We start from the raw sequence: 14,155 nt of genomic DNA on the forward strand, positions 1-14,155 counted from the left end.
GCGTCGATGCGCTGCTCTATCCGTGGCGAGACGACCAGCCTGGCTACGGGAGGACAACCAGCGGTGAGCGTGCCCTCGCCTGGGTGCATTCGAGGCGGACAATAGCTACTGAATCACCGCGCCCTGTTGACCGGCTACTGCGCCTGACATAGCCAAAGCAAAGGGCCGGACGTCGAGTGACGGCCGGCCCTGGGGTGCAGCGGGTACCTTGCAACAGGTACTCAAAGCTGGGTCAGTAGTGCGTCGGCCTCAGTCGGCGACAGGCGCTGCGCGGTAGCCTGGTTCGGGCTGGTCGAAGGTCTGGATCGCCTCGCCCTGCGCCTTCCAGTTCGCGCGCTCCTGCTCGGTGGCTTTGGGCGAGAACCAGCCGAGGTAGGCATAGGCGATGCCGATCACCGGTGACAACCAGCAGGCGAAGGCCAGCGGGATATACAGCAGGTTCTCGAAGTTGCCATCGCCCACGGCCAGACCCAGTGAGGAAATCACGATGGCACCGCCGGCGTTCCACGGCACCAGCGGGGAGATCAGGGTGCCGCCTTCCTCGACTGCGCGCGACAGGTTGAGGGTCGAATAACCCTTGCCACGGTAGGCCGGAGCAAACATGCGGCCGGGCAGGGCGATGGACAGGTAGGGGTCGCCGGCGACCAGGTTGGTAGCAATCGAGGTGCCAATGGCGGCGGTTTGCATGCTGCCGAAGCTGCGCGTCCTTTTCAGGATCGCCTCGACAATCACCTCGAGGCAACGGGTGCGCTCGAGGGCGCCGCCCAAGGCCAGGGCGATCATCACCAGGGTGATGACCCAGGCCATGGACTGGATGCCGCCGCGGTTAAGCAGGCTGTCGATGTCCTTGATCCCGCTGTTGAGGCTGTAACCGCTCTGCATGTAAGTGAACACGTCATGCAGGTTGGCGCCCTGGAAAGCCATGGCCAGGATGCCGCCGGCGATGGCGCCGGCAAACAGCGAGGGCAGGGCCGGCATTTTCTTCAGCGCCAGGCCAATGACCAGCAGCGGGGGCAGCAACAGCACCCAGGACAGCTCGAAGTTCTGCGCGAGGCCATTGGTGATCAGGTCGATCTTGCTGGAGTCGAGTTCATTGCCGCCGATGAGGTTGAAGCCCACCAGTAGATAGATGACCAGGGCAATCAGCATGGCCGGGATGGTGGTCGGCAACATGTTGCGGATGTGGTCGAACAGATTGACCCCGGTGACGGCCGGGGCCAGGTTGGTAGTGTCGGACAGCGGCGAGATCTTGTCGCCGAAGAACGCCCCGGACACCACGGCGCCAGCGGTCCAGTACATCGGGACGTCGAACCCCGCACCTATGCCCATCAGCGCCAGGCCGATGGTGCCGACCGTGCCCCAGGAGGTACCAAGCGACACCGAGACCACGGCGCACATCAGCATGGCGACGGCGAGAAACACCTCGGGTGACAGCAGCTTGAGGCCGCCATAGATCATCAGGGGTACGGTGCCGCTGGCGATCCAGGTACCGATGATCATGCCAACCACGATAAGGATGCCGATCGATTGCAGGCCGATGGACACGACGTGCAGCGAGCCTTTCTCGATGTCCTTCCAGCGATAACCCTGACCCCAGCCGATCAGCGCGGTAATCGCCAGGCCGATGGCCAGGGGGACGTGGGGGGTGAAGTCGCCGTAGTAGAACAGCTGGATCGCCAGTATGCCGAGCGTGAGGACGATCGGGATCAGGGCGAGGACGAGCGAGGGGCGAGCGTTGTTATTGGTGTGCACGAGCTTCCTCCAGGGAGTGATCGTCTGGCTGAGCCGGCGATCATTTTGTAGTTCTTGGAGGACTCAACCTAGCAAGCCGATGTGAACTGCTTTACGGGTTGCTGTATCAGGTTGTAATCAGGGTATTACATGCCATTTACATCTGTATTTTTCGCGGCTCGGTGCAAGTGTCGGGATATGCTGAGCGTCTTCGTTTTAATGGTTAAGGCCAGCAAGTGCTTAGTGTCATAGTGGCAGTAGTTAGGCGGACGAATGTTGTTCCGTAGGCCTATTCAAATAAATAACATGGTCTGAGTTACCTTCTTCAGTAAATGCTTTCGTGCCAGTGAGTTGCAACATGAGATCCTCTTTCGAGAGTTTGTTAAAAAATAAGAATATGGCGCACTTCGCCAAGGGCCAGGGCAGCGAGCCGGCGTTGCCGCTGCGGCGCGTTGCCTTCGTATTGCTGGATAATTTTTCGATGATGGCCTTCACCGGGGCGGTGGACGCCCTGGTCACCGCCAACTTGATGAGCCCGGCGCCGCTCTATGAAGTGCTGGTGGTCGGTGGCGCAAGCGCGGTGGTGGTCAGCGATCTGGGCATCGTCATTTCGGCAGACTGCTGCCTGGCCGATATGGCAGAGAAACAGCAGGACATCCTGGTCGTCTGCGGCGGCTTTCGCGTGCGCCTGCAGGTGGATCCGCTGCTCAGGACCAAGCTCAGATCGGCCGACGCCGCTGGCGCCATGCTCGGCGGCTTGTGGAACGGCGCTTATTTTCTTGCCGAGGCGGGGCTGCTGGATGGCTACGACTGTGCGTTCCATCCCGATGGTCGGGCGATGATCGCCGAGCTGTTTCCCAAGGTGAGGTTGTCGAATCATGCCTATGTGCTGGATCGCGAGCGGATCAGTTGTGCCGGTGCCAATAGCTCGCTGGGCATGATGCTGGAAGTGGTGCGGCGCGGCAGTGGCTTCAACCTGGTAAGTGCCATCGAGGAAGTGCTGAGCTGCGACACCATGCAGGAAGTTCTGGATGTGTCGGTGGTGGCCGTCGATTACGACCCGACCTTGCCACAGACGTTGAAGTCGGCGCTGGAGCTGATGCACAACAACATCGACGAGCCGCTGACGGTGGATGAGATTGCCACCTGCGTAGACATTTCCAGGCGCCAGCTCGAGCGTCTGTTCTGTCGCCACGTCAACGCGACGCCGTCGCGCTACTACCTGGAGCTGCGCCTGACTCGCGCCCGCCAGTTGCTGCAACAGACCAACAAGTCCCTCACCGATATCGCCGTCGCCAGCGGCTTTGTCAGCATCTCGCATTTCCGCCGTTGTTTTAGCGAGTTCTTCGAGATTTCGCCGGGCCGTTTTCGGGCGGCTTCACACAGTCGGCGTTGAGCGCAGCCATCAAGCCCGAGCTGCCTCCAGCCGCGTTCACGCCAGGGTCAGCGGGTAGCGGGACAGCTCGGGCGTTGTGGGCGCGCTCTGGCTGCCGGCGCTGAACGCGTCGGCGAGCAGCATCAGGGTCAAGCGATCGACTTTCTTCGGTTCGGCGTTGAGTCTGAGACCCAGCTCGAGCTGGCGTTGCGCGATGAAGTCCTGGGCACCGCTGTCTTGCTCGATAGCCGCGGGCGCTATTGCTGCGCTTGCCTGCGGTTCGCCTGGCGCCTCGGCGGTAACCAACGGCTGCTGGTCCGAGATCACCCGGCTCAACAGGATCTGGAAATCCAGATAGGCGCGAATGTCTGCCGGGCTGTTGCCGCTCGGGTTGCTGCTATAGGCCGGCAGTGCGGTGCTGGGAGCGGAAACGCCATTAACCATAAGGAACTCGGTGCGGCCGCTAGGGGCCAAGTCGGGCAACATGCCGCGCACCTGGTTATCGGCCGCTTAGCGACCGGGTTGAACATTTATCGAGCATATTTGCCGACGAGTAACCCACGGCCTAGTGCCACAATGGCTAGGGAAGCCCTGGCCGAGCACGCTGCTGCATGGGGTTGTCAGCAGCTGGCGGCGCGCTATTTGCCATGCGTGCAGGCGTCGCTGGCTTTCGTCGCGGGCGCGGCTGAGTAGCTTGGCCGGCCTTGAGGCTGTTGCGGCGCAGGGCGTCTGGTCTAAGGTGCACGCAGGTCGAAATCGAAATAGGAGCGATCGATATGTCTACTCAGGTGGAGCGTGGCGAGGCTTTGCGCAGCCTGCACCAGCGCGACGGGTTGTTCGTGCTGCCCAATCCCTGGGATGCCGGCTCGGCGAAGATGCTCGCGGCCCTGGGGTTTGAGGCGCTCGCTACGACCAGTGCCGGCTTGGCCTTTTCCCTGGGTCGCTGCGATGCAGAAGGTGCGATCAGTCGCCAGGAAGCCCTGGCTAACGCCCGCGCTATCGTCGAGGCGACGCCGCTGCCGGTGGCCGCCGATCTGGAGAACGGTTACGGCGATGACCCGCAGCACTGCGCCGAAACCATCGCCCTGGCGGCGCAGATCGGCCTGGTTGGCGGTTCCATCGAGGATGCCACGGGTGATGCGCAGTCGCCGATCTATCCCTTCGAACTGGCGGTCGAGCGGATCCAGGCGGCGGTCGCGGCAACCCGGCGCCTGCCGTTCACCTTCACCCTGGCGGCGCGGGCGGAAAATTACCTGCATGGTCGACCCGATCTGGACGACACCATCCGCCGCCTGGTGGCTTACGCCGAGGCGGGCGCCGATGTGCTCTATGCGCCGGGCCTGACGACCCGCGAGGAAATCCTGGCGCTGGTCACGGCCGTGGCGCCGCGCCCGGTCAACGTATTGGTGGGCTCGCCCAGCCTGCGGCTGTCGCTGGATGAGCTGGCCGAACTGGGGGTGAAACGCGTCAGTCTCGGCTCCGGTCTGGCGCGCGTTGCCTATGGCGCCTTCTTCCAGGCGGCGCAGGAATTGGCCGCTCACGGCAGCCTGCTGGCGACCGGCCAGGGCATGCCGTTCGAGCGCATCAACAATCTGTTCAAGGGCTGAGGGTTTGCGTCGAGTTCTGCTACTGCTGGTTGTGTTGGGTATGTTTGGCGTGCCGCTGGCGGTCTATCGACAGTGGCTCGATGTGCCGCCGCGCTGGAATCCCTGGGCGCCACTGGATATCCGGGCCACGCCAAACCTGCTGACCCCCTTCAAGCTCTGGCGCCTGGAGGCTGATCCTGTGCTCTGTCAGCAGGCCCTGGCCACGTCGCCGCTGCGTTATACGGCGCTGGCCGATAGCAGCCCGGCGGCGGACTGCCCGCTGCAGAATACCCTGCGGGTGCAGGCGTCCGAGGTGCGGTTCAGCAGCAGCTTTATTGCCACCTGCCCGCTGGCGGTGGCTTTTACCCTGTTCGAGCGGCATGCCTTGCAGCCTGCGGCCCAGGAGGCGTTCGGCCAGCCGGTGGTGCAGGTCGAGCATGTCGGCAGCTTCGCCTGCCGCAACATCGCGGGTAGCCAGCGCCGCAGCCAGCATGCCTCGGCCAATGCCCTGGATATCGTCGGTTTCCGCTTGCGCGACGGCCGGCGCATCAGCGTTCTGCGTGACTGGCCGAAAGACAGCGCCGAAGCGGGCTTCTTGCGCCTGGTGCATAAAGGCGCTTGCGCCAGCTTCAATGTCACGCTGGGGCCGGCGTACAACGTCGCCCATCGCGATCATTTTCATGTCGATATGGGGTTGCTGCGCATGTGCCGCTAGTGCGTCCAGCAGTTAAATCAGCGCAAACATGACGAACTTGGTCCGCCCGGAAAGGGCCGGCTCTGGCAGAATGCCGCGTCAACGATGATCGACCGCATACAGGTCGAATTGAGTATTTTTTGAGCACATTTCCCGATGAATGACGAACGACCTGGCGCCACAATTCGCATGGAAGCTCTGGCCCCGCATCTGGCCGAGACTGCGGCGGGGTGGGCCGAACGCCTGGGCTTGCCGCAAAGCGGCGCGGCCGAGTTTGCCATGCAACTGGGCGAGCAGGGTTTGCAGCTGGTCGAGCTGGGGCCACAGGCGCCAGGGCCGGTGCGGGTGGATTTCGTCGAGGGCGCGGTGGCGCATCGCCGGCTATTCGGCGGTGGTACTGGGCAGATGATCGCCAAGGCGGTAGGCGTGCAGCCGGGCGTGCGGCCCCGCGTGCTGGATGCCACCGCCGGGCTGGGTCGCGATGCTTTCGTGCTGGCCAGCCTGGGCTGCAACCTGACCTTGATCGAGCGGCAGCCGTTGATTGCTGCGTTGCTGGAGGATGGCCTGGCCCGCGCCGCGGTCGATCGGGATGTGGGGCCGATAGTGGCGCACATGCGCCTGTTGACCGGCAACGCGATCGAGTTGATCCGCGAGTGGCAGGGCGAGCCGCCGCAGGTGATTTACCTCGACCCGATGTTTCCCCATCGCGACAAGAGTGCGCTGGTGAAAAAGGAAATGCGCCTGTTCCGCCCCTTCGTCGGTGACGACCTGGATGCCCCGGCCCTGCTGGCTGCAGCCTTGGCCCTGGCCAGCCACCGGGTGGTAGTCAAGCGCCCGCGCAAGGCGCCGGTCATCGACGGGGGCAAACCGACTTATGCGCTGGAAGGCAAAACCAGCCGCTACGACATCTATGCGCTGAAGAAACTGCAGGCGTGAAGCGGTAAGCCGCAGTGCGGTTGAGACGGGGGTCGCCCGGATGCAATCCGGGAGAGGGTAGTTTCGGCATTCATCCGGCTGCGGACTGTCCGTAGGCTGCGCTCAACCCTACGCGGCCCGCAGCATCCTACAAAAGCCTCCGGGCGGCGCATTGGTGGTGCCCTGCGTTGCCCGGATGCAATCAGGCAAGGTGCTCAGTCTGCCCGATAGGCGCGCACGAACATGTCTACCGCGCCCCGCACATGCTGCTCGGCGGTTTCGTCTTGTTGCGGGCTGGCGCAGCCGATCAACAGGCGGAAGTTGGCGCCGCCCTTGATCAGGCAGAAGAACTGATCGGCGGCGCGGGGCGCATCGACGATGCGCAACTGGCCGGCCTGATCGGCCTTGCTCAGCAGGCGCTGCATCTCGTTGAGCAGGCGTTGCGGGCCGGCTTCGTAGAACATCTGCGACAGCTTGGGGTTCTGGCAGGCCAGGGCCACCATCAGCCGGTGCATCTCCACCGACTCGCGGCTGTTGATCAGTTTGTGCAGGCCGCGGCCGATATTCAGCAGCACGGTCTCGATGGGGGTGCCTTGCGCCAGGTCGAAGAACAGTTCGGGTAACTGCTCCTCGCACTTGGCCTTCACCGCCGCGGAGAACAGGGTCTCCTTATCGGTGAAGTGGCTGTACACCGTCAGCTTGGACACCCCGGCTTCGGCGGCGATGGCGTCCATGCTGCTGCCGTCGTAGCCATTGCGCATGAATAGGTTTTTCGCCGCGTCGAGGATGGCCTGGCGCTTGACGAGGTCTTTTGGGCGGCCTGGGCCGCTGGGCGGTAACAACTTGTTTGGCATTGGCTGCTTTTAATACTGGACTGGTGAGTTTGCTATTTTTACTATACCCGTCAGTATAAATATTCCAAACCTTCGCGAAAGGTCATCCATCATGTTTCGCCATGCCTTGTTTGCCAGTCTCATCGTTCTGCTAGCTGCCTGTGGTCAGGGTGAGCCGGTCGAGCAGTCTATCCGTCCCGCCATGGTGGTGCAGCCGCAACCGGCGACCGAAATGATGGATGCCTATGCCGGAGCAGTGCGTGCGCGCCTGGAGCCTGAGCTGGCCTTCCGCATTGGCGGCAAGGTCGCCAAGCGCCTGGTCGAGGTGGGTGACCATGTGCGCAAGGATCAGTCGCTGGCCGAGCTGGATCCGCAGGATGTGCGCTTGCAGCTCGAAGCCATGCGCGCGCAAGTCTCCGCGGCCGAGGCCAACCTGCAACTGGTGCGCGCCGAGCGCGACCGTTACAAGACCCTGCAGGGGCGTAACCTGGTCAGTCGCTCGCAATATGACAACGCTGAAAATCTCTACCGCTCGGGCGTGGCTCGCCTCAAGCAGATTAAAGCCGAATTCGATGTGGCCAGCAATCAGGCCGGTTACGCAGTATTGCGCGCCTCGCAGGATGGCGTGATTGCCCGGCGCATGGTCGAGGTCGGTCAGGTGGTGGCAGCGGGGCAGTCCGTGTTCACTCTGGCTGCCGATGGCGAGCGTGAGGTCTCGATCAACCTGCCCGAGCAAGCCTACGAGCGTTTCAAGGTCGACCAGCCAGTGGCGGTCGAACTCTGGTCGCAGCCGGATCAGCGCTTCCCCGGGCGGATTCGCGAGATATCCCCGGCGGCCGACGCGCAGTCGCGCACCTTTGCCGCACGCGTGGCCTTCAGCGCAGGCAAGGTGCCGGCCGAGCTGGGCCAAAGTGCCCGGGTATTCATCTCCCATAACGGCGAAGTGCCGCTGTCGGTGCCGCTGTCGGCGCTGACTGCGGAGAAAGGCCAGCCCTACGTCTGGCTGGTCGACCCCAAGGACTCCACGCTCAAGCGCACGTATGTGCGCATCGGCGCTTATGCCGAGAACAGTGTGCCGGTGCTGGAAGGCCTGCAGGCGCAAGACTGGGTGGTCGCCGCCGGGGTGCAGGTGCTGCGCGAAGGCCAGCAGGTGCGTGCGGTCGACCGCGATAACCGCACGGTCAAGCTGGCAGCCAAGGAGTAGCCTCGATGGATTTCAACCTGTCCGCCTGGGCGCTGCGCAATCGTCAGATCGTGCTCTACATCATGTTGTTGCTGGCGGTGGTCGGCGGTATTTCCTATACCAAGCTGGGCCAGAGCGAAGACCCGCCGTTCACCTTCAAGGCCATGGTGGTGCGCACCAATTGGCCGGGGGCCAGCGCCGAGGAAGTCGCCAGCCAAGTCACCGAGCGCATCGAAAAAAAGCTGATGGAGACCGGCGAGTACGACAAGATCGTGTCCTTCTCGCGACCTGGCGAGTCCCAGGTAACCTTCATCGCGCGCGACTCGATGCATTCCGAGGAGATTCCCGACCTCTGGTACCAGGTGCGCAAGAAGGTCGGCGATATTCGCCACACCTTGCCCCCAGGTATTCAGGGGCCGTTCTTCAACGACGAGTTCGGCACCACCTTCGGCAATATCTATGCACTGACCGGCGCAGGTTTCGACTACGCGGTGCTCAAGGACTATGCCGACCGCATTCAGTTGCAGCTGCAACGGGTCAAGGATGTTGGCAAGGTCGATCTGGTCGGTCTGCAGGACGAGAAGATCTGGATCGAGTTGTCCAACACCAAGCTGGCCACCCTCGGCCTGCCGTTGGGCGTGGTCCAGCAGGCACTGGAAGAACAGAACGCGGTGGCGGCGGCCGGCTTCTTCGAAACCGTCTCGGACCGTGTGCAACTGCGGGTGACCGGGCGCTTCGAGTCGGTCGAGGACATCCGCAACTTCCCGATCCGGGTGGCCGAGCGGACCTTCCGCATCGGCGATGTAGCCGAGGTCAAACGCGGCTTCAACGACCCACCGGCGCCGCGCATGCGCTTCATGGGTGAAGACGCCATCGGCCTGGCCGTATCGATGAAGGCCGGCGGCGACATCCTGGTGCTGGGCAAGGCCCTGGAAATCGACTTCGCCCGCCTGCAGGAAACCCTGCCGGCCGGCATGCAGCTGCGCAAGGTCTCGGATCAACCGGCGGCGGTGAAGACCGGCGTCGGCGAGTTCATCCGTGTGCTCACCGAGGCGGTGATCATCGTCCTGCTGGTGAGCTTTTTCTCCCTCGGTCTGCGCACCGGCCTGGTGGTGGCGCTGTCGATTCCGCTGGTGCTGGCGATGACCTTCGCCGCCATGTACTACCTGGGGATCGGCCTGCACAAGATCTCCCTCGGCGCGCTGGTGTTGGCGCTGGGGCTGATGGTCGACGACGCGATCATTGCCGTGGAGATGATGGCGATCAAGATGGAGCAGGGCTACGACCGCATCAAGGCGGCCAGCTATGCCTGGACCAGCACCGCCTTTCCGATGCTCACTGGGACCCTGATCACCGCCGCCGGCTTTCTGCCGATCGCCATCGCGCAGTCCGGCACCGGCGAATACACCCGTTCGATCTTCCAGGTGGTGACCATCGCCCTGCTGGTGTCATGGATCGCCGCCGTGGTCTTCGTGCCCTACCTGGGCGCCAAGCTGCTGCCGGACCTGGCCAAGCTGCATGCGGCCAAGCATGGCAGCAGCGCCGAGGGGCATGATCCCTACGCCACACCGTTCTATCAGCGCGTGCGGCGTACCGTGCAATGGTGCGTGCGGCGGCGCAAGACGGTGATCCTGCTGACCCTCGCGCTGTTCGTCGCCTCGATAGTGCTGTTCCGTTTCGTGCCGCAGCAGTTCTTTCCCGCTTCCGGGCGTCTGGAGCTGATGGTCGACCTCAAACTGGGCGAAGGCGCCTCCTTGAGCGCCACTGCAGAGCAGGTCAAACATCTCGAGCAGCTGCTCGATGGCCACGAGGGCATCGACAATTATGTCGCCTATGTCGGCACTGGCTCGCCGCGCTTCTACCTGCCGCTCGACCAGCAACTGCCGGCGGCCAGTTTTGCCCAGTTCGTGGTGTTGGCGAAAAGTATCGAGGAGCGCGAAAAAATCCGCAGCTGGCTGATCGCCACCCTGAATGACGAATTCCCAGCCCTGCGTACGCGCGTTTCGCGCCTGGAGAACGGCCCGCCGGTCGGCTACCCGGTGCAGCTGCGCGTCTCCGGCGAGCATATCGACGAGGTTCGCGCGCTGGCCCGCGAGGTGGCGGACAAGGTGCGCGACAACCCGCATGTGGCCAACGTGCACCTGGACTGGCAAGAGCCGAGCAAGGTGGTGCGCCTGAATATCGACCAGGAGCGCGCGCGTGCCCTGGGCATCAGTACCGCCGATCTGTCGCGCTTTCTGCGCAGCTCGCTGACCGGCTCGTCGGTGAGTCAGTACCGCGAAGGCAACGAACTGATCGAAATTCTGCTGCGCGGCACCCTCAGCGAGCGCCAGCAGCTCGGTCTATTGCCGAGCCTGGCGATACCCACTGACAGCGGTACCAGCGTGCCCTTGGCGCAGATCGCCATCCTCGAATACGGTTTCGAGGAAGGGGTGATCTGGCATCGCAATCGTTTGCCGACCGTCACCGTGCGCGCCGACATCTACGGCGACGAACAAGCGGCCAGTCTGGTCAAACAGATCCTGCCGACCCTGGAACCGATCCGCGCGGCGCTGCCCGATGGCTACCTGCTGGACGTCGGCGGTACGGTCGAGGACTCGGCGCGCGGGCAGCAGTCGGTGAATGCCGGGGTGCCGCTATTTATCGTGGTGGTGCTGACCCTGCTGATGCTGCAGCTGAAAAGCTTCTCGCGCTCGGCGATGGTGTTCCTCACCGCGCCGCTGGGCCTGATCGGCGTGACCCTGTTCCTGCTGATTTTCCGCCAGCCGTTCGGCTTCGTCGCCATGCTTGGCACCATCGCCCTGTCCGGCATGATCATGCGTAATTCGGTGATCCTGGTCGATCAGATCGAGCAGGACAGAAGCGCCGGCATGGACACTTGGAACGCCATTATCGAAGCCACGGTGCGCCGTTTCCGGCCCATCGTGCTGACCGCCCTGGCGGCGGTGCTGGCGATGATCCCGCTGTCGCGCAGCGTGTTCTTCGGGCCGATGGCGGTGGCCATCATGGGCGGCCTGGTCGTCGCCACGGCGCTGACCCTGCTGTTCCTGCCGGCACTCTACGCCGCCTGGTTCCGGGTCAAGCAAGAGCCTGACCCGGCGATTTAATTAGCCCGCTAGCCGAACAGCGCCGTTCACTTGGCTCAAGTGAACGGCGTTTTTTGTCGCGCCTATGTGGGTCTGCAGGCCCTGCGAGATTGTCGGGTGGATGACGCTTAATCCATCCGCCAGTAGCGATGCTGGCTGAAAAAGGCGGCGTCGACCCTCCCCAGTTCTGGTCGCCGGATAAGCTGCCGAACGTGGCGCCATCCGCAACGCATCCGTGGATTGTGCTGGCGCTCAGCCGGGCTACAAATCCCGCTGTTGGTCCCATTCTGCGCGGCGCCGAACTGATTTTGGCGGGCGCTGTCCGCCCACAGGCCGGACTCAAGCTGTTACCGTTGTGGCAGGCAGTTGCCGGCAGGCGTGGTTTTTTGCGCGTGAATCCGTTGCGTTGCAGGCCTGATTCCTGCGCTGGTTTGTCTTCTGCTGCTCATTGCATGGGTTGCACTAAATTCCATGAATTCAGGGAGACCTCGCATGTCATTGAAAAATACCGTCCACTTGATCGCCTATCCCAACCGCATCGGTTCGGACCTGGCTGACCTGGCCAATTTCGTCGAACACAAGCTCGGTCGCGCGGTGGGCGGGGTGCATGTTCTGCCACCCTTTCCGTCGAATGCCGACAGCGGTTTCTCGCCGCTGACGCACAAGCGCATCGACCCGGCTCTCGGCGATTGGGCAGACATCGAGCGCCTGACCGCGCACTACGATGTCTGTCTGGATCTGGTACTCAATCACCTGGCCGATGACTCGCCGGAGTTCCAGGACTACCTGCAAAAGGGCGATGACTCGGAGTGGGCCGAGATGTTCGTCGATGTCGACAGCCTGGGCGAGATCGGCTCGGACGATCTGGCGAAGATCCACATCCGCAAGGAAAAGGAACCGTTCCGCGAAATCACCTTTGCCGACGGCAGCAGCGGGCGGGTCTGGTGCACCTTCACCGAGCGTCAGATCGACCTCAACTACGACTCGCCGGTGACCTACCAGATGATGGCCGACACCATCACCTTTCTCGGCGAGCGCGGGGTGAAACTGTTGCGTCTGGATGCCTTCGGCTACACCACCAAGAAGATCGGCACCAGCTGCTTTCTGGTCGAGCCGCAGGTGTGGCAGATCCTCGACTGGTTCAAGAACACGGCGGCGACCAGCGGCATAGAGATACTGCCCGAGGTGCATGACCACCCGAGTTGGCAGTACGCCATCTCGGCGCGCGGCATGTGGTCCTATGCCTTCGCGCTGCCGCCCCTGCTGCTGTATACGCTGCTCGACGGCAACAGCCAGTACCTCAAGTCCTGGCTGCGCATGTGTCCGCACAACCAGATCACCGTGCTCGATACCCACGATGGCATCTGCATTCCGGATGTGGAGGAAATCCTGCCGCGTGAGCATATCGAGGCACTGATCCAGAACGTCTCGGAACGCAGCGCCGACCCCATCCTGCGCCGTTCGGCCGCCAACGTGCACAGCGTCGGCGCGATCTACCAGCTCACCTGTACCTTCTTCGATGCCCTGCAGGGCAACGAGGACGCCTACATCGCCGCCCGGGCGATCCAGTTCTTTACCCCCGGCATTCCTCAGGTCTACTACGTCGGCCTGCTGGCCGGCCACAACGACACCGAGCTGTTGGAGGAAACGGGCGAGGCGCGGGAAATCAACCGCCACTACTATTCGCTGGACGAGGCCGAGCAGGCCTTGCAGGCCCCAGTGGTGCAGCGTCTGCTCAGCCTGATGGAGCTGCGCTCGACCCACCCGGCCTTCGCCGGCGAGTTCGAACTGCACCAGTCGAACATGTCGAGCGTCTCCATGGGCTGGCGCGCCGGCGCGCATTGGTGCCACCTGTTCGTCGACCTGAATTTCCGCACCGCAACGGTGACCAGCTCCGGGGCCGAGGGGGAAGAGGAAACGTCCTGCCGGTGTTGAGCCTGCGGTTCCGGGCGGCGCGGTAAGCCGCCCGGTAGTCGGGGCCAGCAGGCCCTGCCCGTTGAAATTAGCTGCATAAAAAAGCCAGACCCCAGGTCTGGCTTTTTTACATCTGCCTTCCTACAACGCCCCGAAGACCTTCTTGGCCAAACTGGTCGCCGCAGCCGCCGGATTCTGGCGGATGCTGGCTTCCTGCTTGGCGATCATTTCGAACAGGCCGTCCAGCGCCTGTTCGGTGACGTAGTTTTCGATAGAGGCGCTCTTCGCGTCGACCACGCCGAAGCTCGCGGCCTGGCCGGCGAAGGCGTTGTATTGCTGGGCCAGGCCGACCTGGTCGGTGGCCTGCTTGACGATCGGCAGGAAGCGCGCGCGGATCTGCTCGCGGCTGCTCTTGTTCAGGTATTGGGTGGCGGAATCCTGCGGGCCGGCGAGGATGCCCTTGGCGTCCTGCACGGTCATCTTCTGCACTGCACTCACCAGCAAGGCCTGGGCCTGCGGTACGGCGGCTTCGGCGGCCTGGTTCATGCTGGCCTCCAGCTGCGTCACCTGGGCGCCCATGCCCATCATCTTCATGGTTTTCGCCGCCTTGCCGAGGTTGCCCGGCAGTTCGATGCGCACCTGCGGGTTATTGCTGAAACCGCCCGGGGCGCCCAGTTGCTTGACCGCCACCTGCGCGCCCTGAATCAAGGCGTCCTTGAGTCCACCGCTGGCGTCCTGTTGGGACAGGTCGGCGAGCGACAGGGCAAAAGCGCTGGCAGACAGGGCCAGGCCGGCAACGAGTGCAGAGATGCGAAACATGGGGCGATCCTTCTTGCGC

At 63.3% G+C, this 14,155-nt stretch carries 10 protein-coding genes and 1 pseudogene; 7 read left to right on the forward strand and 4 right to left on the reverse strand.

The window, feature by feature from the left end:
• Positions 1-249: 249 nt before the first annotated feature.
• Complete coding sequence (nhaC, locus tag B2D37_RS01440) at positions 250-1,752, reverse strand: Na+/H+ antiporter NhaC (protein ID WP_079201052.1); 1,503 nt, start codon at positions 1,750-1,752, stop codon at positions 250-252.
• Positions 1,753-2,089: 337 nt separating this feature from the next.
• On the opposite strand from nhaC, the gene B2D37_RS01445 reads away from it, so the two are divergent.
• Positions 2,090-3,127 carry a GlxA family transcriptional regulator gene (locus tag B2D37_RS01445; protein ID WP_079201053.1) on the forward strand — a complete coding sequence of 346 codons (1,038 nt, stop codon included), beginning with the start codon at positions 2,090-2,092 and terminating at the stop codon, positions 3,125-3,127.
• Between the two features lie 36 nt (positions 3,128-3,163).
• On the opposite strand, the gene B2D37_RS01450 is transcribed toward B2D37_RS01445, so the two are convergent.
• Positions 3,164-3,592: a hypothetical protein gene (locus B2D37_RS01450; protein WP_079201054.1), complete on the reverse strand. Its 429-nt coding sequence runs from the start codon at positions 3,590-3,592 to the stop codon at positions 3,164-3,166.
• A 290-nt stretch (positions 3,593-3,882) separates the two neighbouring features.
• Between B2D37_RS01450 and B2D37_RS01455 the strand changes: the two genes are divergently transcribed.
• The 3 genes and pseudogenes from B2D37_RS01455 (at position 3,883) to B2D37_RS01465 (ending at position 6,322) form a co-directional block, all read left to right on the forward strand.
• The gene (locus B2D37_RS01455) at positions 3,883-4,713 is read left to right on the forward strand and encodes an oxaloacetate decarboxylase (RefSeq protein WP_079201055.1); all 831 of its coding nucleotides are present in this window, start codon (positions 3,883-3,885) and stop codon (positions 4,711-4,713) included.
• Between the two features lie 40 nt (positions 4,714-4,753).
• Entirely contained in the window at positions 4,754-5,407 is a 654-nt protein-coding gene (locus B2D37_RS01460) for an extensin family protein (RefSeq protein WP_079201056.1), read from the forward strand.
• A 139-nt stretch (positions 5,408-5,546) separates the two neighbouring features.
• Positions 5,547-6,322, forward strand: a pseudogene (locus B2D37_RS01465) (class I SAM-dependent methyltransferase).
• Between the two features lie 194 nt (positions 6,323-6,516).
• Here B2D37_RS01465 and B2D37_RS01470 read toward each other — a convergent pair.
• Complete coding sequence (locus B2D37_RS01470) at positions 6,517-7,155, reverse strand: TetR/AcrR family transcriptional regulator (RefSeq protein ID WP_079201058.1); 639 nt, start codon at positions 7,153-7,155, stop codon at positions 6,517-6,519.
• A gap of 91 nt (positions 7,156-7,246) precedes the next feature.
• On the opposite strand from B2D37_RS01470, the gene B2D37_RS01475 reads away from it, so the two are divergent.
• From B2D37_RS01475 to gtfA, 3 genes are all read left to right on the forward strand, one after another.
• Complete coding sequence (locus B2D37_RS01475) at positions 7,247-8,338, forward strand: efflux RND transporter periplasmic adaptor subunit (RefSeq protein WP_079201059.1); 1,092 nt, start codon at positions 7,247-7,249, stop codon at positions 8,336-8,338.
• Between the two features lie 5 nt (positions 8,339-8,343).
• The gene (locus tag B2D37_RS01480; protein WP_079201060.1) at positions 8,344-11,424 is read left to right on the forward strand and encodes an efflux RND transporter permease subunit; all 3,081 of its coding nucleotides are present in this window, start codon (positions 8,344-8,346) and stop codon (positions 11,422-11,424) included.
• A 471-nt stretch (positions 11,425-11,895) separates the two neighbouring features.
• A complete protein-coding gene (gene gtfA, locus B2D37_RS01485) occupies positions 11,896-13,338 on the forward strand; it encodes a sucrose phosphorylase (RefSeq protein ID WP_079201061.1) in 1,443 nt (480 codons plus the stop codon).
• Positions 13,339-13,458: 120 nt separating this feature from the next.
• On the opposite strand, the gene B2D37_RS01490 is transcribed toward gtfA, so the two are convergent.
• Positions 13,459-14,136, reverse strand: coding sequence for a DUF4197 domain-containing protein (locus B2D37_RS01490; RefSeq protein WP_079201062.1), 678 nt, complete (start codon positions 14,134-14,136; stop codon positions 13,459-13,461).
• Positions 14,137-14,155: the final 19 nt, after the last annotated feature.

It is taken from the genome of Pseudomonas sp. CC6-YY-74 (genome assembly GCF_002025205.1).
Taxonomy (GTDB): Bacteria; Pseudomonadota; Gammaproteobacteria; order Pseudomonadales; family Pseudomonadaceae; genus Aquipseudomonas; species Aquipseudomonas paeninsulae.